Below are 26,167 nucleotides of genomic sequence, written 5' to 3' on the forward strand. Positions count from 1 at the left end.
AGCCAGAAATGACAACGCCGCCTTGCAAGCAAAGCGGCGTTTGAGTCAATCACGTTCGCTCGACGTTAAACTTTGCGGAACAACACTGAACCGTTGGTGCCACCAAAACCGAAAGAGTTGCAAAGCGCATACTCCATCGACACCTGGCGCGCTTCATGCGGCACATAGTCCAGATCACAACCTTCATCTGGATTATCCAGGTTGATCGTCGGTGTCACAATCTGATCCTGCAACGATAAGATGGTGATAATCGATTCAACCGACCCTGCAGCACCCAACAAATGACCGATCATTGATTTGCTGGAACTGACCATTAACTTATCAGTAGAACCGGCAAAGACTTTTTTGATCGCTTGCGTTTCAGCAATGTCACCGGCTGGTGTTGAAGTGCCGTGGGCATTGATATAGCTGACTTGATCAGCAGAAACACCGGCATCGCGCAGTGCATTCGCCATGGCATTGGCGCCACCACGACCATCTTCCGGCGGCGAGGTCATATGGAAAGCGTCACCGCTCATGCCGAAACCAACCAACTCCGCGTAAATTTTCGCACCACGGGCTTTGGCGTGTTCGTATTCTTCCAGCATCACCACACCGGCGCCGTCACCCAGCACAAAACCATCACGGTCTTTATCCCAAGGGCGACTGGCTTGTTGCGGTGCCTCGTTACGGGTCGATAACGCCCGTGCTGCGCCAAAACCGCCCATCCCTAACGTGGTCGACGCTTTTTCGGCACCACCTGCTAACATCGCATCGGCGTCACCGTACACGATCATCCGCGCCGCATGGCCAATATTATGCACACCGGTAGTACAAGCGGTGACGATGCTGATATTTGGACCTTGCAGACCCAGCATGATCGACAAATGGCCGGCAATCATATTGATAATGGTTGAAGGCACAAAAAATGGGGAGAGTCTGCGTGGACCGCTGGCAAGCAGCTTTTCGTGGTTTTCTTCAATTAAACCAAGACCACCAATGCCCGAGCCGATGGCAGCGCCAATCCGGCCGGCGTTTTCTTCTGTCACTTCAATGCCAGAATCGCGGAACGCCTGAATACCTGCGGCAACACCATACTGGATAAACAAGTCCATCTTCCGGGCTTCTTTGGCCGGGAAAAATGACTCGACATCAAAATCCTTAATTAAACCGGCAAACTTGGTACTGTAGGCTTCAGTATTAAAATGAGTGATCAGACCAATACCGCTTTTTGCTTGTTGCAAGCCCTGCCAGGTCGACGTAACGTCATTCCCTAACGGCGTTAGCATGCCCAATCCAGTTACCACGACTCGACGTTTCGTCACATTGTCCTCCGCAAGGAAAATTACTTTCTCTGCTTTACTACTTCAAACCAAGATTAGATCAAAGGTTTGACTATGCCAGAAATGAAAACGGGTAGCTTAGCTACCCGTCTGCATTGCGCATTGCTTATTCAGCGTGCGCTTTGATGTAATCGATAGCAGATTGCACCGTAGTGATTTTTTCTGCTTCTTCATCAGGAATTTCGGTATCGAATTCTTCTTCCAGCGCCATGACCAGTTCAACTGTGTCTAAAGAGTCAGCGCCTAAGTCATCAACAAAAGAAGCTTCGTGTTTTACTTCTTCTTCTTTAACGCCTAACTGTTCAATGATAATTTTCTTAACGCGTTCTTCGATGTTGCTCATCTTTTCTTCCTTTTTCTCATATAAATCGCAACAATTCGTGCAATTTTGTGTGGCGGCTAGTTTAGTGGCAAGCGCAGTTCGTTGCAAGCAATGCACAAGTCATTTCCTGCTGGTCGAACCTGATTCGCTTAAACCATATACATGCCACCGTTAACATGAATCGTTTCACCGGTGATGTAAGCCGCCTGGCGGGATGCCAGAAAGGCGACTGTTGCCGCAATTTCTTCAGGTAACCCCAGACGATTCGCCGGTACCTGACTAAAGATTGCTTGCTTTTGCTCATCTGAAAGATCTTTGGTCATATCAGTATCAATAAAACCAGGAGCAATCGCGTTGACAGTTATACCACGAGACGCCACTTCTTTCGCAAGAGATTTTGTAAAACCCAGTACACCGGCTTTTGCTGCCGCGTAGTTGGTTTGACCAGCGTTACCCATTGATCCCACTACAGAACCGATGGTGATGATGCGTCCACAGCGTTTTTTCATCATGCTGCGAAGCACCGCTTTGCTCATCCGGAATACCGACGTTAAGTTGGTTTGCATAATATCAAACCACTCTTCATCTTTCATCCGCATCAATAAATTGTCGCGAGTAATACCGGCGTTATTGACCAGAATATCAATTTCACCAAAATTAGTTTTGATGGTGTCCAGGCATTGCTCTATCGATTCGACATTCGCAACGTCCAGCACCAAACCTTGCCCGGCGCCCAGATACTCAGAAATAGCTGCCGCACCTTTTTCAGTGGTGGCAGTACCGATCACTTTGGCGCCTAATGCCGCCAGTTGCTCAGCAATAGCACGGCCGATGCCACGACTGGCGCCGGTCACTAATGCAACCTGGCCATCCAGAGAAATAAAAGCTGTCATAAAAACCCTTGCTTAAAAATTATGTGGTTGGATTTAATGCGTTATTCAAAGACGTTACATCATTGACTGAATTGGTATTGAGACTTTTATCAATCCGTTTAATCAGGCCAGCCAACACTTTACCGGCACCAATTTCAACTACGTCAGTCACGCCTTGTGCCGCCAGCCATTCGATGGATTCAGTCCAGCGTACCGGGCTGAATAATTGCCGTACCAGCGCATCTTTCATGTCGTTTTGTTCAGTCGCTATCGCCACGTCGACATTATTCAATACCGGTATGACAGTTGGATGAAAATTCAGTCCGGCCAGATCAGCTGCTAACTTCTCGGCTGCTGGTTTCATCAAGGCACAATGCGATGGCACGCTCACCGGTAATGGTAATGCCCGTTTGGCGCCATAGGCTTTACAAAGTTCACCGGCACGTTCCACTGCGGCTTTATTACCCGCGATCACCACTTGCCCAGGTGAATTGAAATTCACCGGCGACACCACTTCACCTTGCGCTGCTTCAACACAGGCTTTGGCAATGAGTTCATCATCCAGACCGATAATCGCCTGCATCGCGCCAGTACCGGCCGGCACTGCAGTTTGCATATACTGGCCACGTTTTTCGACCAGCTTTACCGCATCACTTAAGCTTAAAGCGCCGCTACAAACCAGCGCTGAATATTCGCCTAATGAATGACCAGCCATATAAGCTGGCGTCGCACCACCCTGTTGTTGCCACAGGCGCCAAATGGCGACTGAAGCGGTTAACAACGCCGGTTGGGTGCGATGAGTTTCGTTTAAATCGGCTTCAGGGCCGTTGGCAACTAAGGCCCATAAGTCATAACCCAGCGCTTTGGACGCCTCGTCGAAGGTGTCGCGCACCGTGGCGAATTCGCTGTGCAATTCGCTTAACATACCAACGGTTTGCGAGCCTTGTCCTGGAAAAACCAATGCAAGTTTTGTCATTTTGTTGTCCACTTTGTCATCAATGCTTAGTACTTTATTGATAGTACTTTATTGATAGTACTTTATTGTTAGTTCTTTATTGATAGTACTCTTTGATCAGTACTTCACCAGGGCTGATGCCCAGGCAAAGCCACCGCCAAATGCTTCTAATAATAAGGTTTGACCACGTTTGATCCGGCCATCGCGAATCGCTTCATCCAGCGCTGTTGGCACTGTTGCAGCAGATGTATTGCCATAACGGTCGAGGTTAATCACCACCTGTTCCATCGACATATCAAGCTTTCTGGCAACAGCAGAGATAATCCGCAGGTTGGCCTGATGCGGCACCAGCCAGTCGATTTGCGATTTTTGTAAATTGTTGGCGGCTAAGGTTTGTTCAACCACTTCAGATAATTTAGTGACAGCAACTTTAAATACGTCGTTGCCTTTCATCACGCCCCAGCTGTTGTGGATCGATTGTTCATCGCCACGACGCGGGTTGTTGACGTACAACAGCTCTGAATATTTGCCATCAGAATGGATATGGGTCGATAAAATGCCAGGCTCTTCCGAAGCTTCGATAATCACTGCGCCCGCTGCATCACCGAACAAAATCACCATACTGCGATCTTCCGGGCTAATCAGCTGCGACAAACAATCAGCCCCAATCACCAGCACCCGTTTTGCCATACCACCTTTGACATATTGATCGGCAATACTTAAGGCATAGCAAAAACCGGCACAGGCGGCAGAAATATCAAATGCAGGAATATTCGGGATATCCAGTTCACGCTGCACTTCGCAGGCAGAACTAGGTAAAGCGCGGGAACCACTGGTGGTGGCCAGCACAATCATGTCGATGGTGTTTTTATCAATACCGGCGGCTTCAATTGCCTGAAGCGCTGCTTGAGTGCTCATAGTCGCAACAGTTTCGTGCTCACCGATAATGCGGCGCTCTCGAATACCAGTGCGTTCAATAATCCATTCGTCGGTGGTTTCGACCATGCTCTCTAAATCGGCATTGGTGCGGACTTGCGCCGGGAAATAACTGCCGGTGCCTATAATGCGTGAATACATGGGGACCTACGCTTTATCGATTAATACGTGTTCCAACCGGTCTTTTATTTTTGCGGGCACCTGGCGTTCAACCTCGCGCACCGCCTGCCGGATGGCACTTAGAAATGCTTCTTTCGTCGCATTTCCGTGGCTTTTCACTACAATTCCGCGCAATCCTATCAGACTCGCACCGTTATAGTGGTCGGGGTTCACACCAGATCCGATACTTTTTAGTAAAGGTTTGATCATCCAGCCGAATAAATGCGCAGACATACTGTTTTTCAGTGCCTGTTCAAAGCGTTTCATAATGAGTTTGGCGACACCTTCACAGGTTTTCAGCGCCACATTACCAACAAAACCATCACAAACAATCACGTCGGCTTTACCAGAGAAGATATCGTTGCCTTCGATGTAACCGATATAGTTGATATCAGCACATTCGGATAACATCAGCGAAGTACGTTTGATTTGATCCGAACCTTTGATTTCCTCTTCGCCCATATTAAGCAAAGCAACTTTCGGCCGGTGAATGCCTTCAACCTCCTCCGCCATCACCGCGCCCATCACCGCAAACTGAAACAAGGTATCGGAATCACAGTTCACAGTGGCGCCAAGATCCAGCATAAACACCGGGCTGCCGACCGTAGTTGGTAACGCACTAATCAGCGCCGGACGTTCAACTCCGCCAAGCATTTTCAGTACAAAATGCGCCATTGCAATTAAAGCACCGGTATTACCGGCACTGACACAAGCCTGTACTTGCTGTTTATCGACCAAATCCAACGCAACACGCATCGATGAATCGCGTTTATTGCGAAGTGCAACGGACGGTCGGTCGGTCATTAAAACTTGTTGGGAGGCGTGTTTAAAACTAATTTGCGGATGGTCAGCAAGACCGGCATCAGCGAGATAAGGTTGCAGTAAATCGGTATCACCGCACAGGACTAAATCAAGAAGGGGGAATTCTTCCACTGCAGCGAGTGCTGCGGGAATAGTAGATAGGGGGCCATGGTCGCCCCCCATCATATCTAAAGCTATTTTAAGCCGTTCTGGTTGCAACGAGTGCACCGCGACTTATTTAACTTTACGACCTTTGTAGAAACCGTCGGCGGTGATGTGGTGACGACGATGGGTTTCACCGGTAGTAGCGTCGACTGACAGCGTTGGGCCAGTCAGAGCGTCGTGTGAACGACGCATGTCACGCCGGGCGCGAGATTTTTTGTTCTGTTGTACAGCCATTGCTATTCTCCTAAAGTCACTTTTTCTTCAATTCTTGCAATATTGCAAATGGGTTCGGTTTTTCTGGTTCCGGCTCTATATGCCCGAAGCTCGTCTGCAACTTTGCTGGATCGCATTGATCAACATCATGCATCGGGAACAACGGTAAAGCCAGAATTAATTCGTCCTCAACCAATTGCCTCAAGTTAACTTCGCCGTGTTCGTCTTTCTCGATCACGTCGTAGCGTTCCGGAATTTCATCGTGAGCCGAATCATCCCCTTTAACAGGGGTATATGCAAAACTGCTGTCAATCGTCAGTGACATTTCGTCACCGCACCTTTCGCAGGTCAGACTGACAGTACAGTGAGCTTCGCCAAATATAAAGACTAAGCCTTGCTCGTCAGTTCCGCAATCTATGACTGCATCAACATCACCTTCCTTGACCAGCAACGACTCGGTAAACCGCGTCAGCGTGTTCATTGGAATGATCCCTTCGAAACTGAGCCTTTTTTGCGCAGTACGGATTGGATCGATAGTGATTGGGATTTTTAGCTTTTGCATAAGGCGCGCATCATATAGATCAAGGCTTGTACTGTCAAAGGGTTGATCGCCATTTTGTTAATTTTCCGCGCGCGAAGCAACAAAAAAATCAGTATAGTGGCGCCAGATTATTTACGCATTACTATATATAGCCCACGCTGGAGTTCTTTATGCCTGCAAATTTGTGGTTGGCCTCAACCTCAGTTTACCGCAAAGCTTTGTTAGAAAAGCTGACGCCTAACTTTGAAACTGCAAAACCAGAAGTCGATGAAACTGCCCTGCCCGGCGAATCTGCGCAGCAATTGGTCGAGCGGCTGGCGATTGCTAAAGCGCAGGCTGTCGCGGCATCTGTAACCGATGGCTTGGTAATAGGCTCGGATCAGGTTGCAATGTTCGAAGGTGATATTCTTGGCAAACCGCATACTGCTGACAATGCCTTTATCCAGTTACGACGCTTTAGCGGGCACAAAGTAACATTTCTGACCGGGCTGGCCGTAGTCAACGCCAAATCCGGCGCCGTGGTGCATTGTGTCGATACATTTCATGTGCATTTCCGGCAGCTGTCTGATCTTGATATCCAGACTTATATCAGCCGGGAACAACCATTGAATTGTGCCGGTAGTTTTAAAAGCGAAGGGCTTGGCATCACCTTGTTTGAAAAACTGGAAGGTGACGACCCAAATAGTCTGATCGGTTTGCCATTGATTAAATTGCATCAGCTGTTAAAGCAGCAAGGAAGGGATCTGCTACTGCAACCTTAAGCAAGACTGCAGCCGTTCGAGCCAAACACCATGCCCACTATTAACAGTGGGCAGTCAGTTCCGGTAACGAATCAATCACCGCTTTTGGCGCGAAGGGCACAAAATCAACCGCTTTATGTACACCATGGGTAATTCCGATCCGTGGCATCTGAATGGCATGCGCCATCGCCAGATCGTGCACCGTATCGCCGACCATCAGCGCTTGCTCTGGCTTTAACTTCAGTTCAGTCAGAATTTGTTCCAGCATTTGCGGATGTGGTTTCGATTGCGCTTCATCGGCACAACGACTGGTGTGAAAAAAATGGCCAGTCTGTGTTTCGTCAAAAATCCGGTTGAGGCCACGACGCATTTTGCCGGTCGCCACTGCTAACAAATAACCTTGTTGCTGCAAATCGGTAAACAATTCGCGCGCACCGGCAAACAAAGGTGTTGCCGTTTGGTCGTGGTGCAAATAAATCTCTTTATAAGCTTCACACAACGCCAGGCGAGTTTTCGCGTCAGCCAATGGAAACAATCTGGCGAAAGCCGGATCCAGGCTTAATCCGATAATCTGTTTCGCTTCATCATAGGTCGGCACGGAAACCTGAAGCCGAGCCGCCGCTCCTTGCACGCAATTGACAATTTTACCGACCGAATCCATCACGGTACCGTCCCAGTCAAAAATGACCAGTTTTACTGCTGACATATTTTTCACCACTGTTTATAGCAACTACTTTTATCAACCACTCGATGGTGCAAAGCTGCCCCATCGATTGCGGGATGATTAGAACTATTACTTTTTAACCAACCGGGTCAGAATTTTTTCAAGCTCGGTATCCAGCGGCGCTTCGCATTTCATCACCAGTCCGGTATTCGGGTGGGTAAAAGCCAGCGTTTTGGCATGCAGGTACAAACGTTTCAGGCCAAGACTATTCATCTGTGCAGTGAATTCGTTATCACCATATTTATCATCACAAGCAATTGGATGACCAACACAAGCGGTATGGACGCGAATTTGGTGGGTGCGGCCAGTCACTGGAAAAGCTTCGACTAAAGTGCCTTCAACATAACGCTGCAGAATTTTAAATCGCGTTTCTGAAGGTTTACCTTCTTTTTCATCGACCCGCACCACCCGCTCACCCGATTGCAGAGTGTTTTTCTTCAGCGGTTCAGTCACCTTCTTATTGCGGGCATCCCACTGTCCAGCGACTAAAGCCCAGTATTTTTTCTCGACAGTTTTTAAGCGCAGTTGCTCGTGGATATGGGTCAGCACCGAGCGTTTTTTTGCGATCAGTAAACAACCCGAGGTATCACGGTCCAGCCGGTGCACCAGTTCCAGGAACTTGGCCGTTGGCCGGAGCGCGCGCAAAGCTTCAATCACACCAAACTGCAAACCACTACCGCCATGCACGGCCATGCCAGTTGGTTTATTGAGAACAATCAAATCGTTATCTTCAAATAAGATATGGCTTTCCAGATTTTTCACTAAAGACAGCTTGGTGGAGACCTGATCTTTTTCGGCGGCCACGACTAATGGTGGCACCCGCACCTGGTCACCGACCTGCAATTTATATTCAGGTTTGATCCGGCCTTTATTGACTCTGACTTCGCCTTTACGGACTACCCGATAAATCACGCTTTTTGGCACGCCTTTTAAGCGCGCCAGTAAAAAATTGTCCAGCCGCTGGCCAGCATATTCTTCATCCACATCAATATATTGGATGGGAGTTTTAATTTCATCAGTCATGCGTATTTGCTGCTCTGCCGCTTATTGAATTCACGACAATTAAGTTGCTATTGGTCGCTGATTGGTGTGATAATCAGCCCGCTAATTGCGCCGGTAGTTACTAAAACCTACGGCGATTAGGGCGCTCATCAAGACGTAAGAGAAGCTGTGAGGCACCGGTCGGGAGACAGATCATACCTAATTCGTGGTGAAAACCAACGACTTTATCTGCCCCGAACGAGAATAACGCCAGATGCTTGAGGTAATGCTGCGTAATTTGTTACCAACACCAGCACAACACCGCTTCCGGTCCATGAGCAAAAAAATTAAAAGTAGAAAGCTATAACGCAGCGCTCGTAAGCGATGTGGATCAGAGCAAATTTGTAATACGGCTGGGGTTACAATCCGGCCGGATAAACAATATTGATAATAACAATTTATAGATAATTGATTATTCAAGCATTCCAGTCGGGAGACTGCACCTGTATATGTTTGACAACATCTGACACGCAAACGAAATGTGCGCTGTCGTTGTGGCTGAATGGACGAGTCAGACACAATGAAAAGAATGCTCATAAACGCCACGCAGGAAGAAGAAATCCGCGTAGCACTGGTCGATGGCCAGAAATTGTACGACCTGGATATTGAAAGCCCAGGCCATGAACAAAAAAAGGCCAACATTTATAAAGGCCGTATTACCCGCGTAGAACCCAGCCTCGAAGCTGCATTTGTTGACTATGGTGCAGAGCGCCACGGTTTTTTACCGCTAAAAGAAATCTCCCGCGAATATTTCCCCCAAGGTTATTCCTTTGACGGCCGCCCGAATATCAAAGAAGTCGTGCGTGAAGGTCAGGAAGTGATCATTCAGATTGATAAAGAAGAGCGTGGCCAAAAAGGCGCTGCGCTGACTACTTTTATCAGTTTAGCTGGCTCATATCTGGTGCTGATGCCGAATAATCCTCGTGCCGGTGGTATTTCACGCCGCATTGAAGGTGATGAGCGCCAGGAACTGAAAGACTCGTTAGGTCAGCTGGAAATGCCTGATGGCATGGGTTTGATTGTCCGCACCGCCGGTGTTGGCAAGTCTTACGAAGAGCTGGATTACGACTTAAAAGCGCTGATGAAACACTGGTCAGCCATTACCACTGAAGCACAAAACCGCCCTGCTCCGTTCCTGATCCATCAGGAAAGCAACGTGGTATTCCGTGCGATCCGTGATTACCTGCGTCGTGATGTTGGTGAAATCCTCATTGATAATCCACGCATTTTCGAAGAAGCCAAATTATACATTCAGCAATTCCGTCCTGATTTCGCCCACCGGGTGAAAATGTATCAGGGTGAAGTACCGCTGTTTATGCATTTCCAGATTGAAACCCAGATTGAAACCGCCTTCCGCCGTGAAGTGCGTTTACCTTCAGGTGGTTCAATCGTCATCGACTCCACCGAAGCTTTAACCGCCATTGATATCAACTCATCAAAAGCGACCAAAGGCGGTGATATCGAAGAAACAGCCTTTAACACCAACTTAGAAGCCGCTGATGAGATTGCCCGTCAACTCCGTCTGCGTGACTTAGGTGGTTTAATTGTGATCGACTTCATCGATATGACGCCAGTGCGTCACCAGCGTGAAGTTGAAAACCGCTTAAAAGAAGCGGTCAAGCAAGACCGTGCCCGCGTGCAAATTGGTCGTATTTCGCGTTTTGGTTTGTTGGAAATGTCGCGTCAGCGCCTGCGTCCGTCACTTGGCGAGTCTGCAACACACGTCTGCCCACGTTGTCATGGCCGCGGGACTATTCGTAGCACCGAGTCGTCAGCATTGTCGATTTTACGTCTGATCGAAGAAGAAGCGATTAAAGACAACACCAGTCAAATCCATGCTCAGGTGCCGGTGTCGGTTGCCACTTATCTGATGAATGAAAAACGCGAATCTATCCGCCGTATCGAAAGCCGGTTAGGTATTCGGATTTACATCATTCCAAATGAGCATATGGAAACGCCACATTATGAAGTAACCCGTATTCGTATCGATGAAGAAATCGAAGAATCGAGCTACAACATGGTGAAAGTGCCAGCGGTGCAAAACACCCTGTACCACCCGGTGTCTGATGCGGTGAAAGAAAAACCGGCGATTGCTGCGATTGCGATGCAGGAAACTGCCCCGGTAGCAGCGCCTGTTGCCGCAAAACCCGTTGCCACAGCACAAGTTGAAACCAGCATTATTGCCAAAGTCAGCAGTTTCTTTAAATCACTGTTTGCCCCGGCGCCAGTTGTCGTTGAAGAAGTTGCAGAACAACCGCAGCGCCGCGTCAACAACCGTGACAATAAAAACCGTCGCAATGGTCGCAATAACAACCAGCCACGTCGTCACGAAGGTGATGACAAAGCGCAGGTTCGTGATGAAACCAAACCGGCACGCAATAGTGACCGTCCAGCCCGTGCTGAACGTCCTGAGCGTAATGACCGCAACGAACGTACTGAGCGCCCAGCCCGTACTGAACGTCCGGAAAAAGCGGAACGTCAGGAACGTACTGAACGCCCGGAGCGCACTGAACGGTTAGATCGGAACGAGAAAAAACCACAAGCAGAAAAACCAGCCAAGGTGCAGGTTGAAGCGGAAGAAGAGTTAGTCAGCTCCAGCAAAGTGGTTGAACGTCGTCAACGTCGTAATATGCGTAAATCAGTGCGGTTGGAAAAAGCGGTCGCGACGGACGTGAATGCTGACATCGCTGAAGTTGCAGCCATTGCGGTTGCAACAGATATCGATGGCAACGTGAATACCGTTGCGCCTGTGGTGTCAGCTGTTGAAGCGACAGCCACTGAACAGCAAGATCTGCAACCTATTGCCGATGCCGGTAAAGCAGCTGATGCCGACAAAGCTGCTGACGCCGATAAAGAAGAAGGCGAAAACCGCAGTCGTTCACGTCGCTCACCACGTCACTTACGTGCCGCGGGTCAAAAGCGCAAAAAAGAACAAACTGCCGGTGACGCTGACGATGCGGTAGAAGCACGTTACCCACAGGAAGAAAACACTGAAGTCACCGAACAACAGCTGGATTTACCGATTGCTGCTGCCGTCAGTGAAACTAGTGTTGAAACAAGTGTTGCAGCGATTGTAGAAGTGGTCGCCGTACCAACTGATACAGTGCCAGTTGTGGTAGAAGCGGAGCCAGTTGCTGTTGAAGCGGCGCCAGTGGTAGCCATTGCGGCAGAAACCACGGAAGCCAGTGCTAAACCACGCAGCCGCAGCCGGGCAAAAGCGACAACAACCAAAGCGCAAAGCCCTGAAGCAACAAGTGTGGACGTTGAGACCGAGCACTCCGCTGTTATTGCTGAAACGCCGACTGTTGTTGCAGCTCCTGTTGAAGTAACTGCAGAAGCTACCACTCCTGTAGCGACTGATGTTGCTGAAGCTGTAATTCCTGCGCCAGTCGCTGTTGAAGCAGTTGTTGAAGCTGCGGTTCCTGCTCCAGTTGTTGAAGCTGTTGTTGCCCAAGCACCTGTAGCCCCGGCCAAAGCAAAACCAGCTGCCCGTGGCAACCGCTACGGCAATATGGTGACGTCAGATATGACCAAGCCAGTGGCGGCAGCAAGCTCTGACGAAGCCGTTGTAGTGCCGGTCGCGATGGCTGCTGCAGACCGCCCGGTAGTTGTGTCAAGCTCACGCTCTACCAATGCCAACCGTCAGATCAGCACTGCTCCAATGACCAAACCAAAGTCTGTTGACGAGTAAGGTCAGTCGTTAAATAGGCTGCAGTTACAACTACAGCCATTAAAAAAGCCAGATAATTTATCTGGCTTTTTTTATGGGGCTATGACATCAAACAACCATGCTCACCCAAAGCTATCGCAAGGGATTTACTTACTGGCTTGAGGCAATGACAATTGCTGCTGATAGAATTCCAATACTGCCGTCATGGCCGGCAACCGGTATTGATCCGCTTCAATAAAAAATTCATGGCGGGCGCCCGCGAAGTGCAACACCTTACCACCGGCGCAATTACTGCCAATCGCCTGACAAAATTCATCCTGCGGCGCTGGTGCGACAGCCGAATCATCGCCGGCCTGTAAAATCAGCACCGGTGTTTGAATGTTCGCAGCGATTTGTGGCATTTCATCGGCAATAGCACAGGCTTGTGATAACCACTGCCAACTTGGTCCACCTAACTGAATTTTCGGTTGTTGCTGATATTGCTCACGAAAACGACGATAACGAATTTCGGACTGAGTGTAGATATTGCCGACAAAAGGCCCCGGGTTATAAGGTTGTGATACAAAACCTGCATAACAATCACTACAGCTCCAGCGCACAGCTGCTGCTAGATAACAACCGTCTTGAGCGCCAAAAATCACCTCGGCATTCGGGGCATGCATCGGTGCAGACATTGCAGCAGCAACAAACTCAGTCGGCGCCTTGGCCAGATAAGCACTGCCAATAGCACCACCCATCGAGTGCGCCATTAAAAGCTTTGGCCCTGGCATCTGTCCGGAGAACTTCGCCATAAACAGCGCCACATCCTGCACATAATGCTGAAAATCTTCCACGTGACCAAGATGGGGATCTGCATTCAACCGACCCGATAAACCCTGGCCACGGTGGTCGTAACTAAACACCGCATAACCCTGGCGTGCCAGTTCAAAATACATTTCCTGATACTTCAACACCGATTCGGTCCGACCATTCAGGATCACAATCGTTGCTTTGGCGTTGGCAGGAACGACATAGGCATAATGCAACGGCACTTCGCCAATACCTGCAAAGCTGCCTTGATTGATTTGTTTTTGCCAAAACAAATCAATTTGCACCTGCTGCGCTTCCAGCTCTGTTTCAGTAAGCACTTTATAGGGATTTACTGCAGTTGCAGCCAGCAGTGGCGCCGGCAAACCAACCGTCAGCCCTGCTGCCAACATCAAAGCTGGCAGTGTTTTTAAAGAAAAAGCTTTCACCGGAACTCCTGTTTAGCCGCGGACTTTGTCTGATAACTGTTGTAACGCCAGCAACTGCTGCACGATTAATGCCTGTAACTTCTCATCAACCAAATTGCCGTTGGCGTCAAAACTTGGACTAAAGGCATTGGCAAACACTTCTGGTTTATTGACGAAATGCAGATCTAAAAACACCCCAACCTGACGCAGATGATATTGCGCGCGAGAAGTCCCCATCCCGCCACCGGCACCCATAATGGCCGCAGCTTTTCCTGCCAGTAATTTGTTGTCAGGTTCGCGTGATGCCCAGTCGAGCGCATTTTTAAGCGCTGGCGCTAGCGAATAATTGTATTCGGGGCAGCCAAATAACAGCGCATCAGCTTTCGAACATTGCGCCAACAGTTGCTGCACGGCTACCGGCTTTTCCGCGATATCGGCGTTGTAAAATGGCACTTCGGATAAATCGGCAATCTCAATCTGGATACCTTGCGGCGCATTTGCTTGCGCGTATTTTAGTAACGTCAGATTACGGGATTGCGCACGCAAACTGCCGCAAATGGCCAGAATATGTAAATCAGACATAACAACTCCTTGCAGGTTAATCAGTGGCAACACCACAGCTTGTTGCTACGGTATTGAACATTAAGTATTGGGTTCTGTCATGGCAACTGCATGACAGGACTTCTGGTTAGGTATCAGGTGTTACCGGGACCTTAAATCGGCGATGAAGCAGCCAGCCGGTGCCAAAACCTGTGACAGGGATCAGCACGACCGCGGCAATCATCAACCAGGTTGGATGCGGTAATAAATAGAAATTGGCGATGGTCGATAACAACATTACACCGGTGATCACCGGCACAAACAAGCGGCTGACTCTTTTGATCAATACACTGGCAGCGGCAATCCCCAGAGCGGTCCCTGCCAGCCAGGCGAACAACACCATCAGATAAGCGGCAACCGGCAGGTTTTTCATAAAGGCAGTGGCTACCGAAGGGTCGTGGGAATCGGCAGTGCTGGCGCTGGTTGGAATGAACAAACTATGATTCAGCTGCTCCAGCAGCGCCACCGTCGACACACAAATGACCAGTCCAATGACTAACGCCAGAATTTTTTTTAGTACTACCGGCATTGTTGATCCCTTTTGGCAGTTTTTTGAGCCCTGAGTATGGCCTGACAATGCCTGAAAAGACAACTGCTTGTCGTCGTTTGATAAGGATCAATATGCTAACGATTACAACTCCCCGGCTATGCTCCCGACGCTATTTCCGGGGGCTTTCTGCAGCAAAATCACATCAGGTCCAATGATTTCCAGCGAGAACCCATCCCGTTGTGCCAGATAGGCAAAGGTCTCGCTGCTAAAAAAACTGACATGGGTCGGATCATTTTTGTAATGCCAGTTGGCAAAATCGGTCACCTGGTCGGTGAGTTTGGTCATCAGACCCAGCCAACCGCCCGGCTTTAACAATTGCAGCCATAACTGCCATTCGCGCGACGGTATATAAAAATGCTCAATCACTTCAGTGGCGCAAATAAAATCATAGTGTTGCGTCAGCACTTGCGGGTCATTTACAAAATACGGATCGTAAATCGCCATCTGCTGCCCGGCTTCGGCCAGCATCAAGGATAAGGTTGGCCCCGGACCACAGCCAAAATCCAGCCCCTGCAAGCCGGTTTTAGCTAAACGTTGTTGCAGCGGTGCGGCCAATTTATTTAAAAATGCCCGGTAACGCAGATCTGTTGGATCGTTCTGATGTTGCTGATAAATACTGATTTCCGCAGCGCCGTCCAACAAAGCAGACGGATCAGCAAACACCAACTGGCACTCTGGGCAACGCCAATATTGGCGACGTTTATCGGCACTATAAATAACACAATCCGCGTTGTGGCATAACGGACAACAAGGGGCGGCAGTAAGATGCATCACAAACAATTTCCTGAACGGCCTGGCAACAGGCAAACAAAACGATGAAATAAGGAAAGCGGCATCATAGCAGAGCCACTTTATCTTAACCGCCAGATTTTGTTGCGCCTAGATTTTGTTGCACTCAGATTTTGTTGTGCAAAGCTTTCTGGTAGACTGAGCCCCGCCTTTTTCAGCGACAGAAGACCTGATAATGACTCTTGCTACTCAAGTTCTGGCGGTTAATGATGATCTGCCGATCCGTACCCATTTACCTGTTCATTCCGGCAAAGTCCGCAGCGTGTATTGGCTGACTGACGCTGACAGCGCCCGTTTAATCCGCGAAAAAAATTACCCGGTTGCCACCGACACACCGTTGGCTATTATGGTGATCAGCGACCGTATTTCTGCCTTTGATTGCATCTGGCATGGCGAAAACGGCCTTAATGGCGTACCAGGCAAAGGCGCTGCACTCAACGCCATTTCTAATCACTGGTTTGCTTTGTTTAAACAACATGGTTTAGCCGACAGTCATATTCTGGATATCCCGCACCCGCTGGTGTGGATTGTACAAAAAGCCCGTCCGGTAAAAATTGAAGCTATTGCCCGCCAGTACATCACTGGCTCAATGTGGCGCGCTTACAGCAAAGGCGAACGTGAATTCTGCGGTATCACACTGCCGGAAGGTCTGCAAAAAGATCAAAAATTGCCGGAAATTCTGATCACCCCTTCGACCAAAGGCATCCTGACCGGCCTCGCTGGTGTACCTGAAGCGGACGATGTGAACATTTCCCGTAGCGATATCGAACGCCACAGCAAAGCCTTTGGCTTTGAACAGGTTTCAGATATCGACCTCTATGAAAAGCTGCTGAAACAAGGCTTCGGCGTGATTAGCGATGCCCTCGCCGCGCTGGATCAGATGTTCGTTGATACCAAATTTGAATTTGGGTATGTCAAAGGCTTGGATGGCGTCGACAAACTGATTTATATGGACGAAGTCGGCACCCCGGATAGCTCACGGATTTGGGACGGCGCCGCCTGGCGTGATGGCAACATTGTCGAACAATCGAAAGAAGGTTTCCGCCAGTGGTTACTCAGCAACTTCCCGGATCCGGATATTCTGCTGAATAAAGACCGCATGCCAGAGCGCGCAGCGTTAGCACGTGACAATGCCCTGCCAACTGATGTGATGATGGATATTTCCCGCACTTATTTAGGCATTGCCGAAAAAGTGATTGGTGGGAAAATTACACTGTCGGCAAACCCCAAGGCAGAAATTATTGAGGTGCTGCAACAGCACTACGGGTTAATTGATTTAGCCTAAAGCGAGTATCGGGGGAGCAATGCTCCCCTTTCTTTTTTAGACTTTGAGAAAGGATGTCTTATGTTTGGTACCCAGGATTTATGGTTATTTGTCGTTTCAGGTTTATTGCTGAACATTGCGCCAGGGCCTGATTCGTTGCTGATTATGGCTCGAAGTGCCAGTCAGGGGTTTAAAGCAGGTGCTGCAGCTGTCTTTGGCATTTGTACCGGTACCTGCGTGCATATTCTGGCCGCGGCGATTGGGCTGTCGGCTGTTCTTGCGACGTCGGCCGAAGCATTTTTACTGATCAAATTACTGGGTGCAGGCTATTTGCTGTATATCGGCATTCAAATGCTGCGTGCCCGTTCTGCTTCCGATAATAGTGTTGGAAGCAAGGTGCCAGTGACTGAGTCTGTTGGCAAAATCTTCAGGCAGGGTTTGTTGACTAACGTGCTCAATCCAAAAGTTGCGTTATTTTTTCTGGCTTTTTTACCGCAGTTCGTGGCGCCGGATGCACCAAGCAAAGCCGAAGCTTTTTTGTTTTTAGGCGCCATTTTTAATTTTAATGGCATGCTGTGGTGTTTGTTTCTGGCCTGGAGCTCGGCCGTTGCCAGTCAAAAAGTTCAGGCAAGTGCGCGGGTAAAACTGTGGCTGAACCGACTGATTGGCGGTCTGTTTATCACACTTGGCTTTAAATTGGCATTGAGCCGCGCTGAAATTTAAAGCCGCGCTGAAACTTAAATTTGCAGTGTGAAAATGAAAAAGCCCGCGTTACTTGCGGGCTTTTGGCACTTTAGACATGACCCGAGCTGATCGACCTTCAAAGGTAACACGCCAGGTCACTGCAACCTTACATCGAAATACCACCATCAATTTCCACCACCCGGCCGGTGAAAAAATCGTTTTCGAAAATGTACTTTGCAGTATGGGCGATTTCGTTCGCTTCACCCAATCTTCCAACCGGTTTCATTTTCTCTAACCGGTCACGGGCTTCAGGTTTCATCGCATCGGTCATCGCGGTGCGAATAACACCGGGTGCAATAGCGCCCACCCGAATGCCGTAACGGCCTAACTCACGCGCCCAGGTCACGGTCATCGCGACCACACCGGCTTTGGAGGCGGCGTAGTTGGTTTGACCCATATTGCCGCCGCGTGCCACGCTCGACATATTGATAATCACGCCTTTGCGGCCACGTTTGACCATCGAAGCGGCAGCTTCACGTCCACATAAAAACACGCCGGTTAAATTGACATCAATCACTGACTGGAATTGCTGCAGCGACATTTTACTTTGCAGCTCACCGTCTTTAAATTTCAGCAATAAACCATCACGCAAAATGCCGGCGTTGTTGATCAGGCCATCGATGCCGTCAAAATCGCTATCAATGGCAGTGAAGGTGGCTTCAACTTCAGCTTCGCTGGCGACATTGGCGATATAAGTGCGGACTGTGACGCCTGTTGCTGCGAGTTCAGTTTTCGCCGCAGCCAGCTGCGCTTCATTCATATCAATCAGCGCCAAATGCGCACCCGCTGCGGCGCACATCCGTGCCATTTCCAGACCTAAACCCTGGGCGCCACCGGTGATGACGATATTTTTGGCTTGTAAATTCATTGAATACTCACTCTTGAACGAGGTTATTTTTTCGCAAAAAACCGGAAAATACTGGAGAAATCCAGTTTGCCATGGCCCTGGCGCTGATGTGTCACATATAAATTGCGGGCCTGCGAACCCATTGGGGTGGCAGACTGACTCAGCTGCGCGCACTCGGCCGCCAGCCCTAAATCTTTGGCCATCAGATCAACCATAAAACCGCCCTGATAATCGTTGCTCGATGGCACATTTGGCAGCACATCCGGGCATGGGTTATACAATTCCAAAGTCCAGTTACGGCCAGAGCTTTTTAGCATAATGTCCGACAGCACTTTTGGATCCAAACCGTTATCAATGCCCAGTTGCAGCGCTTCGCTGGTACCGGCCATTAAAATCGATAACAGCATGTTATTACAGATTTTTGCTACCTGCCCGGCGCCAACATCACCAGCGTGAAACAGGTTTTTGCCCATGGCTTCGAGCACAGTTTTGGCGCGTTCAAAGTTGGCGGCTGAACCACCGACGATAAAGGTCAAAGTACCGGCTTTGGCACCACCAACACCGCCAGACACCGGCGCATCAATAAAGGCAATGCCCTGAGCCGCCAGACCAGCACCGACCTGACGCGCCGTAGCCGCATCAATCGTTGAGCAATCCAGCACTAATGCCGATGGCGCAATATCATCGGCCACACCTTGTTCACCTAAATATAAGGCTGCCACATGCTTGCCTGCTGGCAGCATTGAAATGACAAATTCAGCACCTTGCACCGCGGCGCGGGCCGACGTTGCCACCACCGCACCTTCAGCTTCCACTTGCGCTAAGGCGGCAGCCGATAAATCAAAAGCTTGCACCTGATGACCGGCTTTCACCAGATTGATGGCCATCGGGCCACCCATATTTCCTAAACCAATAAAGGCAACTGTGGCCATATTTTTTCTCCAATAGAGGGTTCAGCGGTTTGGCTATACAGCCAAGCCGGTGGCTGATACTTAATGTACCCGGCCTAATTCTTTGAGTGGGTGCTGATCGACAGACCAAGGCGAACGGAATAATTCATCGATCACGCTTGCTGGGACCGCCGCCACATCCGGGTATAACCACTGTGGTTTTTGGTCTTTATCAATCAATAATGCCCGCACGCCTTCGGTAAATTCACCCAATTTGCCGCACTGTACACTTAGGCCCAATTCCAACCGGAAACTGTCGGCCAGTATTTTTGACTGCCCCAGCTGTAATAACCGGTAGACAATATGCGCGGTGATCGGGCTGCCATATTGCAACGAGGCTTTGGCTTTCGTCAGCCAGCTGTCTTCATTTGGCATCTCGAGAATTGCCTGCATCGCCGAGGCTAAATCCGGATTTTCGGCAAGTTTGGCGATTGCAGTTTGATGTAAACGAATTTGACTGGCTGGCTGCTGATTGCGAGAAAGCTCTTCCAACGTCAGCAATTCATCCGACAATTTTTGATGATTCAGCGTAATGGTATTGCCCCAGCGGATGGCTTTGAGTTTTTCCAGCACCAGGGACTTTTTGTCATGCGGAATAAAGTGATCGGCTAAATCAATCAGCTTGGCATCGGCAGCGTTAATCGAGGCACCAGTGAGGCCTAAAAACAAACCACAACCAGCTGGCATCCGATTTAAGAACCAGCTGCCACCGACATCAGGGTATAAACCAATCGCCATTTCTGGCATCGCAATGCGCGAAGTGCCTGTCACTACCCGATGCGAAGCACCGGCCATTAAACCAAGTCCACCGCCCATTACAATACCGTTGCCCCAGACCAATACCGGTTTATCAAAGGTGTGGATCAGATAATCGAGGCTGTATTCTTTGGTGAAAAAATCTTCCACATAATGCTGATAAGTCGCCGGATTTTCACGCATGGTGTGGTACAAATCACGGATATCACCACCTGCACAAAAGGCTTTATCACCAGCACCTTGCAGTAGCACCATTGCTATCTGTGGATCGTCTTTCCACAGCTGCAGCTTTGGAAGCAATAATTCCACCATCGGTAGACTGAGCGCATTCAGTGATTTTTCACTGTTCAGTGTCGCGACGCCAATCAGTTTGCCGTTGTCGGCAGCGATGGTCGCAAAGAGCACCACATCGGAAACTAACTCTTGTACCTGTTCTGTCATCAGCCATTCACCCAGTTTGCTTTGCGTTTTTGCAGGAAAGCCGACACACCTTCCACCTGATCCTGAGTATCAAATAATCCAACAAATAACTCACGTTCCAGCGGTAAGGCGCTGGAAATGGTGCCGCTGCGGCCTTGTTGGATTAACTTTTTACAAGCGCTGACCGCTGGCGGGCTTTGCTCAGCAACTTTATCCGCCAGCAATAACGCCGTTTCCAGTGCCAAACCGCTAGCGACGACATCTTCGACCAAACCAATTTGCAATGCTTTGGCCGCGCCAATGCGCTCGCCACATAAAATCATCCGTTTCGCCCAGCCTTCACCGACCAGCCACGCCAGATTCTGGGTGCCACCAGCACAAGGCAACAAACCAACTTTGGCTTCAGGTAACGCCAGCTGCGCCTGCTCTTCAGCGATTCGGATATCGCAGGCCAATGCCACTTCCAAACCACCACCCATGGCATAACCATTAATCGCGGCAATCGACACGCCACGAAAGGCTGACAAGGTTTCAAATGCTTCGCCAAAAATGCGCGACATATCCGAAGCCACTGTTTTATCGCCACTGGCAAACAGGTTTAAATCGGCACCAGCTGAGAAAAATTTTTGGCCTTCACCGGTGATCACCAACGCATAAATGTTTTTATCCTGCTCCAGCGATTTCACCGCATCCCGCAGTTGGGTCAGCGTTTCACGGGTCCAGGTATTGGCCGGTGGATTGCTGATGGTGACAAGCGCAGTGTGACCACGCTTTTCAAGTTTAAGCTGAGACATCTACAAATCCTTCTTTTTTAAATCAAACAGGTTGCCACCGGCCGCTTGGAAAAATGCTGGAACAAAACCGGCAGCAACTTTGGCCTTCTAAAACGGCCTTATAAACTGGCCTTATAATATGTCGCTGGCGGCACTATCCAACAACCGACGGCCGATAATCAAGCGCATAATTTCGTTGGTGCCTTCCAAAATCTGGTGCACCCGCACATCACGGAAATGCCGCTCCAGTGGATATTCTTTAATGTAACCATAACCGCCATGAATTTGTAGCGCCTGATCGCAGACCTGAAACCCGATATCGGTAGCAAAACGTTTCGCCATGGCGCAATAAGCGGTTTTCTCTGCGTCATCACTGTCTAGTTTAAAAGCGGCTAAGCGTACCAACTGTCTAGCCGCAACAAGCTCGGTCGCCATATCAGCAAGTTTAAATTGCAATGCCTGAAACGCCGCCAACGGTTTACCAAATTGCTCACGCTCCAGCATATAGTTACGGGCGGTATTGAGCGCTTGCTGCGCCGTGCCAATCGAACAAGTGGCGATATTAATGCGACCGCCGTCTAAACCTTTCATGGCAAAAGTAAAACCTTCACCTTCGTTACCCAACAGATAATGCGCCGGAATACGGACGTTATCAAAAGTCACTAAGCGAGTCGGCTGTGCGTTCCAGCCCATTTTTTCTTCGGCTTTGCCGTAAATTACCCCAGCGGCATCGGCTGGCACAATAAAAGCCGAAATACCTTTTGGACCTGCTTCACCGGTCCGCGCCATCACCACGAGCACTTCAGTAGCGCCGGCACCGGAGATAAACATTTTCGAGCCGTTGATGACATAACTGTCGCCATCTTTTTTCGCGCTGGTGCGTAAAGACGCCGCATCCGAACCAGAGCCTGGCTCCGTTAAGCAATAAGACGCCAGTTTTTCACCGGTGACTAAGGTTGGGCACCATTCATCTTTAGCAACGGCAGTGCCCCAGGTGGCAATCATCCAGGTTGCCATATTATGAATGGTCAACATGGCAGTGGTGGCGGTACAACCCATCGCCAGTTGTTCGAAAATAATCGAAGAATCCAATCGCGACAGACCTAAACCACCGGCGTTTTCTGGCGTGTACAACGAGCAAAAACCCAGTTCACCGGCTTTTTGCAGCACGTCTTTCGGGAAATGGTGGGTGCGATCCCACTCGGCGGCAAAAGGTGCTAATTCAGTTTCAGCGAACTGACGGGCGGTATCGGCAAAAGCTTTTTGATCTTCGGTTAAATTGAAATTCATTGGGTTACCTTTTTATTCTGGGTGTTCTTGGGCCCGACACACTGGCCGCAACCTGGATTAAACACGCTCGCCCGTTCGGCGCTCCGCGCCTCACTTTCGATTGCTCGCTTAGTTCAATCCAGATTACTGCCAGTTCAGCAGATCGCTCGTACAATTAACTTATGAATTAACGCAAGTTAATCGACATATTCGGCCCGGTGGCCGCCATATCATCTTCAAACCAGCGCGCGGTAATGGTTTTGGTTTCAGTGTAGAAACGCACCGCTTGTTTACCATAGGCATGCTGATCGCCGTAGAACGAACCTTTCCAGCCAGTGAACGAGAAAAATGGCAGTGGCACCGGAATTGGAATATTGATACCGACCTGACCGACTTCCACTTCATGCTGGTATTTACGGGCGGCGTGACCGCTGGCGGTAAAAATGGCGGTGCCGTTACCAAACGGGCTTGAGTTTACCAGCGCAATGGCTTCATCCAATGAATTCACCGTCATGGTGTTCAGCACCGGGCCAAAGATTTCTTCTTTATAAATCGCCATGTCGGTGGTGACGTTCGAAAATACCGTTGGACCCACCCAGTTACCATTTGGATAACCTTCAACCACAATACCAGAACCATCCAGCAGACAAGTGGCGCCTTCTTTTTTACCCTGATCAATCAACGACAATACCCGGGCACGGGCTTGTGGGCTGATTTGCGGGCCATAGGCGGCGTTTGGATCGGTATATACACCAGGACGAACTTTACCAATGGCGGCAGCCACATCCGGGATCCACTCAGCAGCAGCGCCCACAAACACCGCCACTGAAATTGCCATGCAGCGCTGACCTGCAGCACCAACTGATGCACCAACCAGGGCATTCACCACCTGATTTTTATTGGCGTCCGGCATAATGACCATATGGTTTTTCGCGCCTGCAAAAGCCTGTACGCGTTTTAAATTGTCAGTACCGGTTTTGTAAATGTATTGACCCACATTGACCGAGCCAACAAAAGAAATGGCCTTAATTTCTTTGTGGTGCAGCAATACATCAACTTGTTCTTTATTGCCGTGTACCACCTGTAATACGCCTTTTGGCGCACCAGCCTCTGCAAACAGCTCGGCAATACGGTTGACAGTCATCGGATCTTGTTCCGACGGTTTTAATACGAAGGTGTTACCGCAAGCGATCGCCATCGGGAACATCCACAGTGGGATCATCGCCGGGAAGTTAAACGGCGTGATACCAGCACAAACGCCCAGTGGCTGAATGTAGCTGTAAGTATCGATGCTGCGCGCGACGTTTTCGACCGTCTCGCCCATCATTAACGAAGGAATATTAGCCGCCTGTTCTACCACTTCAATGCCACGCCAAACGTCGCCTTTAGCATCTTCCACCGTTTTGCCAAGTTCACGACAAATAATGTCGGCGATATCGGCCTGATGTTCTTTCAAAAGTGTGGCAAAGCGCATCATTAAACGCGCGCGTTCTGAAACCGGCGTTTCTTTCCAGCTTAAAAAGGCTTCTTTGGCGGAACTAATCGCATGTTCCATTTCGTCGATGGTGGTGCATGGCACCTGAGCGATCACTTCCTGCGTGGCAGGGTTAGTCACTGGGATGAATTTTTCACTTTTTGAGTGGACAAATTCGCCGTTGATAAACAGCTGAACCTGAGTAGTCATATCTTATTCCCCGTTTGGTACCTTCGCCTTCTGAGCTTTAGTACTGATTATTTTTGAAACCTGTTGATGAAAGTTCTTGATATTAATTCCGCAGCAACGCCACAGTCGGCTTTTGGACCGAAGCAACTGTCGAACGCAGACACGCCCATAAACTCATCCCTGAGGGGCTCGATGCGCGCCATCCCTGGCGCGCAACGGTCTGCTTATCAACAGTCACTTCAGTCCTGCTACGTATTTGTTATGACTTAAAAAACTTTAACTGACCGTTAAACCACTTCCACCGCTAATGCGACTGCTTCACCACCACCGATACATAAAGAGGCGATACCGCGTTTCAGACCACGGGCCTTTAATGCATGAATTAATGTCACCAGAAGACGGGCACCTGAAGCGCCGATTGGGTGACCCAACGCACAAGCGCCGCCGTTGACGTTGACTTTAGCTTCGTCCAGGCCCATTTCCTTTACTGCCAGCATGGTGACCATGGCAAAAGCTTCGTTGATTTCCCACAGATCAACATCGTTTTTATCCCAGCCTAATTTAGCCAATAACTTGGTCATAGCACCAACCGGAGCCACAGTAAAAAGCGCTGGCTCCATTGAATGGGTGGCGTGACCAACCACGCGGGCTAAAGGTGTGGCACCTTGGGCAACGGCATCAGCTTCGCGCATCAGCACCAGCGCAGCTGCGCCATCGGAAATTGAACTGGAGTTAGCGGCGGTAATAGTGCCGTCTTTAGCAAAGGCTGGACGCAGCGTTGGAATTTTATCGACTTTCGCATTGCCAGGCTGCTCATCAGTGGCAAATACCACATCGCCTTTACGGCTTTGAATAGTGACCGGGGCAATTTCAGCGACAAAAGCACCGCTGTTAATGGCTGCTTGAGCGCGGGTTAACGACTGCACCGCAAAACGGTCCATCGCTTCGCGACTGAAATCTTGCTCGTTGGCGGTCACCTGAGCGAAACAACCCATGGCTTTGCCATCGTAGGCATTTTCCAGACCGTCTAACATCATGTGATCTTTCACTTCACCGTGGCCCATCCGCATGCCGGAGCGGGCTTTTGGTAGTAAATAAGGTGCGTTGGACATTGACTCCATACCGCCAGCAACGACCACATCGGCACTACCCGCTTTTAATAAATCAGAAGCCAGCATCACTGCTTTTAAGCCTGAACCACAAACCTTATTGATGGTGGTGGCACCGGCTGATAATGGCAGTCCGGCTTTTAATACTGCCTGACGGGCTGGCGCCTGACCTAAACCTGCGGGTAACACACAACCCATAATCACTTCGCTGACTTTATCTGCGGCTAAACCAGACTGCGCTAAAGCAGCGCTGATCGCCGTTGCGCCTAAATCGGTAGCACTCACGTCGGCTAGTCCGCCGATAAAACCACCCATAGCGGTACGTTTGGCGGCGACGATTACGATTTGAGTTTGTTCAGCCATGTGATACTCCGGAGTTTTAGCTGCTGTAATAAGAAAAAACGATCGCTTTTGATCAGATTGGGCAAGAGCCTACACCAAATTTACGTTTACGCCAACGTCAACCGACCAGCAGGTTGGTGTTAGCTGCAAACTACAGCGGACAGGCTGTCTGCGCGCGCACACAGACTCTGGCATCTAATCTTTACAAGGTGGCAAAATCACCAGCAAATTCAGACAGGCAGCCGAGCTTGGCCTGCACCAAGTTAAGTAGTAGCTAATTGAATTAACTACATTATCTTGGCTTTAAATGTTTAAATTGAAACAATCACTTAGCGACATCACAGGATCGTCAACCCGCGAAAAATCCAGCATTTATGTACTGCACCAGAACTCACTCACCCGCCCACAGCTTTACC

At 49.5% G+C, this 26,167-nt stretch carries 25 protein-coding genes; 4 read left to right on the forward strand and 21 right to left on the reverse strand.

Going from position 1 to position 26,167, the window contains the following annotated elements; translation table 11 throughout:
* Positions 1-65 precede the first annotated feature (65 nt).
* The 8 genes from fabF to yceD form a co-directional block, all read right to left on the reverse strand.
* Positions 66-1,304, reverse strand: coding sequence for a beta-ketoacyl-ACP synthase II (gene fabF / locus EOE67_RS04860; protein WP_127697914.1), 1,239 nt, complete (start codon positions 1,302-1,304; stop codon positions 66-68).
* A gap of 124 nt (positions 1,305-1,428) precedes the next feature.
* The gene (gene acpP, locus EOE67_RS04865; RefSeq protein ID WP_127697915.1) at positions 1,429-1,665 is read right to left on the reverse strand and encodes an acyl carrier protein; all 237 of its coding nucleotides are present in this window, start codon (positions 1,663-1,665) and stop codon (positions 1,429-1,431) included.
* 128 nt (positions 1,666-1,793) lie between these two features.
* Positions 1,794-2,537 carry a 3-oxoacyl-ACP reductase FabG gene (gene fabG, locus EOE67_RS04870; protein WP_127697916.1) on the reverse strand — a complete coding sequence of 248 codons (744 nt, stop codon included), beginning with the start codon at positions 2,535-2,537 and terminating at the stop codon, positions 1,794-1,796.
* 19 nt (positions 2,538-2,556) lie between these two features.
* Positions 2,557-3,492, reverse strand: a complete 936-nt coding sequence (gene fabD, locus EOE67_RS04875; protein WP_127697917.1) for an ACP S-malonyltransferase — start codon at positions 3,490-3,492, stop codon at positions 2,557-2,559.
* Positions 3,493-3,588: 96 nt separating this feature from the next.
* On the reverse strand, positions 3,589-4,548 hold the full coding sequence (locus tag EOE67_RS04880) for a beta-ketoacyl-ACP synthase III (protein WP_127697918.1): 960 nt from the start codon (positions 4,546-4,548) through the stop codon (positions 3,589-3,591).
* A 6-nt stretch (positions 4,549-4,554) separates the two neighbouring features.
* On the reverse strand, positions 4,555-5,595 hold the full coding sequence (plsX, locus tag EOE67_RS04885; RefSeq protein ID WP_206099433.1) for a phosphate acyltransferase PlsX: 1,041 nt from the start codon (positions 5,593-5,595) through the stop codon (positions 4,555-4,557).
* Positions 5,596-5,601: 6 nt separating this feature from the next.
* Entirely contained in the window at positions 5,602-5,766 is a 165-nt protein-coding gene (gene rpmF, locus EOE67_RS04890) for a 50S ribosomal protein L32 (RefSeq protein ID WP_031564938.1), read from the reverse strand.
* Positions 5,767-5,782: 16 nt separating this feature from the next.
* Positions 5,783-6,307, reverse strand: a complete 525-nt coding sequence (yceD, locus tag EOE67_RS04895) for a 23S rRNA accumulation protein YceD (protein ID WP_127697920.1) — start codon at positions 6,305-6,307, stop codon at positions 5,783-5,785.
* 149 nt (positions 6,308-6,456) lie between these two features.
* Between yceD and EOE67_RS04900 the strand changes: the two genes are divergently transcribed.
* A complete protein-coding gene (locus tag EOE67_RS04900) occupies positions 6,457-7,047 on the forward strand; it encodes a Maf family protein (RefSeq protein ID WP_127697921.1) in 591 nt (196 codons plus the stop codon).
* Between the two features lie 40 nt (positions 7,048-7,087).
* On the opposite strand, the gene EOE67_RS04905 is transcribed toward EOE67_RS04900, so the two are convergent.
* Complete coding sequence (locus tag EOE67_RS04905; protein WP_127697922.1) at positions 7,088-7,732, reverse strand: HAD-IA family hydrolase; 645 nt, start codon at positions 7,730-7,732, stop codon at positions 7,088-7,090.
* Positions 7,733-7,819: 87 nt separating this feature from the next.
* Entirely contained in the window at positions 7,820-8,773 is a 954-nt protein-coding gene (gene rluC / locus EOE67_RS04910) for a 23S rRNA pseudouridine(955/2504/2580) synthase RluC (protein ID WP_127697923.1), read from the reverse strand.
* Positions 8,774-9,311: 538 nt separating this feature from the next.
* Between rluC and rne the strand changes: the two genes are divergently transcribed.
* Entirely contained in the window at positions 9,312-12,482 is a 3,171-nt protein-coding gene (gene rne, locus EOE67_RS04915) for a ribonuclease E (protein WP_206099434.1), read from the forward strand.
* Between the two features lie 125 nt (positions 12,483-12,607).
* Here the strand turns inward: rne and EOE67_RS04920 are convergent, their stop codons facing one another.
* The 4 genes from EOE67_RS04920 to EOE67_RS04935 form a co-directional block, all read right to left on the reverse strand.
* A complete protein-coding gene (locus EOE67_RS04920) occupies positions 12,608-13,696 on the reverse strand; it encodes an alpha/beta fold hydrolase (RefSeq protein ID WP_127697925.1) in 1,089 nt (362 codons plus the stop codon).
* A 12-nt stretch (positions 13,697-13,708) separates the two neighbouring features.
* Positions 13,709-14,257: an NADPH-dependent FMN reductase gene (locus tag EOE67_RS04925; protein ID WP_127697926.1), complete on the reverse strand. Its 549-nt coding sequence runs from the start codon at positions 14,255-14,257 to the stop codon at positions 13,709-13,711.
* A gap of 106 nt (positions 14,258-14,363) precedes the next feature.
* Positions 14,364-14,804, reverse strand: a complete 441-nt coding sequence (locus tag EOE67_RS04930; protein ID WP_127697927.1) for a hypothetical protein — start codon at positions 14,802-14,804, stop codon at positions 14,364-14,366.
* 102 nt (positions 14,805-14,906) lie between these two features.
* A complete protein-coding gene (locus EOE67_RS04935) occupies positions 14,907-15,596 on the reverse strand; it encodes a class I SAM-dependent methyltransferase (RefSeq protein ID WP_127697964.1) in 690 nt (229 codons plus the stop codon).
* Between the two features lie 193 nt (positions 15,597-15,789).
* Here EOE67_RS04935 and EOE67_RS04940 point away from each other — a divergent pair, with 193 nt between their 5' ends.
* Positions 15,790-16,899, forward strand: coding sequence for a phosphoribosylaminoimidazolesuccinocarboxamide synthase (locus EOE67_RS04940; protein WP_127697928.1), 1,110 nt, complete (start codon positions 15,790-15,792; stop codon positions 16,897-16,899).
* A 60-nt stretch (positions 16,900-16,959) separates the two neighbouring features.
* Complete coding sequence (locus EOE67_RS04945) at positions 16,960-17,601, forward strand: LysE family translocator (protein WP_127697929.1); 642 nt, start codon at positions 16,960-16,962, stop codon at positions 17,599-17,601.
* 127 nt (positions 17,602-17,728) lie between these two features.
* Here the strand turns inward: EOE67_RS04945 and EOE67_RS04950 are convergent, their stop codons facing one another.
* From EOE67_RS04950 to EOE67_RS04980, 7 genes are all read right to left on the reverse strand, one after another.
* Entirely contained in the window at positions 17,729-18,490 is a 762-nt protein-coding gene (locus tag EOE67_RS04950) for an SDR family oxidoreductase (RefSeq protein WP_127697930.1), read from the reverse strand.
* 23 nt (positions 18,491-18,513) lie between these two features.
* Positions 18,514-19,401 (reverse strand): 3-hydroxyisobutyrate dehydrogenase, encoded by an 888-nt coding sequence (mmsB, locus tag EOE67_RS04955; protein ID WP_127697931.1) that lies wholly within the window; start codon positions 19,399-19,401, stop codon positions 18,514-18,516.
* A gap of 60 nt (positions 19,402-19,461) precedes the next feature.
* Positions 19,462-20,616, reverse strand: coding sequence for an enoyl-CoA hydratase/isomerase family protein (locus tag EOE67_RS04960; RefSeq protein ID WP_127697932.1), 1,155 nt, complete (start codon positions 20,614-20,616; stop codon positions 19,462-19,464).
* A complete protein-coding gene (locus EOE67_RS04965) occupies positions 20,616-21,389 on the reverse strand; it encodes an enoyl-CoA hydratase (RefSeq protein WP_127697933.1) in 774 nt (257 codons plus the stop codon). The genes EOE67_RS04960 and EOE67_RS04965 overlap by 1 nt, the downstream gene beginning before the upstream one ends.
* A gap of 111 nt (positions 21,390-21,500) precedes the next feature.
* Positions 21,501-22,658: an acyl-CoA dehydrogenase family protein gene (locus EOE67_RS04970; protein ID WP_127697934.1), complete on the reverse strand. Its 1,158-nt coding sequence runs from the start codon at positions 22,656-22,658 to the stop codon at positions 21,501-21,503.
* 166 nt (positions 22,659-22,824) lie between these two features.
* A complete protein-coding gene (locus tag EOE67_RS04975; RefSeq protein WP_127697935.1) occupies positions 22,825-24,321 on the reverse strand; it encodes a CoA-acylating methylmalonate-semialdehyde dehydrogenase in 1,497 nt (498 codons plus the stop codon).
* A 266-nt stretch (positions 24,322-24,587) separates the two neighbouring features.
* Positions 24,588-25,772 carry an acetyl-CoA C-acyltransferase gene (locus EOE67_RS04980; protein WP_127697936.1) on the reverse strand — a complete coding sequence of 395 codons (1,185 nt, stop codon included), beginning with the start codon at positions 25,770-25,772 and terminating at the stop codon, positions 24,588-24,590.
* Positions 25,773-26,167 lie beyond the last annotated feature (395 nt).

Source organism: Rheinheimera riviphila (genome assembly GCF_004005945.1).
In the GTDB taxonomy this organism is placed as follows: Bacteria; Pseudomonadota; Gammaproteobacteria; order Enterobacterales; family Alteromonadaceae; genus Pararheinheimera; species Pararheinheimera riviphila.

Bases quoted from the DNA above. Each gene is read 5' to 3' on its own strand.
- acpP (WP_127697915.1), bottom strand. From the start codon at position 1,665: ATGAGCAACATCGAAGAACGCGTTAAGAAAATTATCATTGAACAGTTA.
- fabG (WP_127697916.1), bottom strand. From the start codon at position 2,537: ATGACAGCTTTTATTTCTCTGGATGGCCAGGTTGCATTAGTGACCGGC.
- fabD (WP_127697917.1), bottom strand. From the start codon at position 3,492: ATGACAAAACTTGCATTGGTTTTTCCAGGACAAGGCTCGCAAACCGTT.
- EOE67_RS04880 (WP_127697918.1), bottom strand. From the start codon at position 4,548: ATGTATTCACGCATTATAGGCACCGGCAGTTATTTCCCGGCGCAAGTC.
- rpmF (WP_031564938.1), bottom strand. From the start codon at position 5,766: ATGGCTGTACAACAGAACAAAAAATCTCGCGCCCGGCGTGACATGCGT.
- yceD (WP_127697920.1), bottom strand. From the start codon at position 6,307: ATGCAAAAGCTAAAAATCCCAATCACTATCGATCCAATCCGTACTGCG.
- EOE67_RS04900 (WP_127697921.1), top strand. From the start codon at position 6,457: ATGCCTGCAAATTTGTGGTTGGCCTCAACCTCAGTTTACCGCAAAGCT.
- EOE67_RS04905 (WP_127697922.1), bottom strand. From the start codon at position 7,732: ATGTCAGCAGTAAAACTGGTCATTTTTGACTGGGACGGTACCGTGATG.
- rluC (WP_127697923.1), bottom strand. From the start codon at position 8,773: ATGACTGATGAAATTAAAACTCCCATCCAATATATTGATGTGGATGAA.
- rne (WP_206099434.1), top strand. From the start codon at position 9,312: ATGAAAAGAATGCTCATAAACGCCACGCAGGAAGAAGAAATCCGCGTA.
- EOE67_RS04925 (WP_127697926.1), bottom strand. From the start codon at position 14,257: ATGTCTGATTTACATATTCTGGCCATTTGCGGCAGTTTGCGTGCGCAA.
- EOE67_RS04930 (WP_127697927.1), bottom strand. From the start codon at position 14,804: ATGCCGGTAGTACTAAAAAAAATTCTGGCGTTAGTCATTGGACTGGTC.
- EOE67_RS04935 (WP_127697964.1), bottom strand. From the start codon at position 15,596: ATGCATCTTACTGCCGCCCCTTGTTGTCCGTTATGCCACAACGCGGAT.
- EOE67_RS04940 (WP_127697928.1), top strand. From the start codon at position 15,790: ATGACTCTTGCTACTCAAGTTCTGGCGGTTAATGATGATCTGCCGATC.
- EOE67_RS04945 (WP_127697929.1), top strand. From the start codon at position 16,960: ATGTTTGGTACCCAGGATTTATGGTTATTTGTCGTTTCAGGTTTATTG.
- EOE67_RS04950 (WP_127697930.1), bottom strand. From the start codon at position 18,490: ATGAATTTACAAGCCAAAAATATCGTCATCACCGGTGGCGCCCAGGGT.
- mmsB (WP_127697931.1), bottom strand. From the start codon at position 19,401: ATGGCCACAGTTGCCTTTATTGGTTTAGGAAATATGGGTGGCCCGATG.
- EOE67_RS04960 (WP_127697932.1), bottom strand. From the start codon at position 20,616: ATGACAGAACAGGTACAAGAGTTAGTTTCCGATGTGGTGCTCTTTGCG.
- EOE67_RS04965 (WP_127697933.1), bottom strand. From the start codon at position 21,389: ATGTCTCAGCTTAAACTTGAAAAGCGTGGTCACACTGCGCTTGTCACC.
- EOE67_RS04970 (WP_127697934.1), bottom strand. From the start codon at position 22,658: ATGAATTTCAATTTAACCGAAGATCAAAAAGCTTTTGCCGATACCGCC.
- EOE67_RS04975 (WP_127697935.1), bottom strand. From the start codon at position 24,321: ATGACTACTCAGGTTCAGCTGTTTATCAACGGCGAATTTGTCCACTCA.
- EOE67_RS04980 (WP_127697936.1), bottom strand. From the start codon at position 25,772: ATGGCTGAACAAACTCAAATCGTAATCGTCGCCGCCAAACGTACCGCT.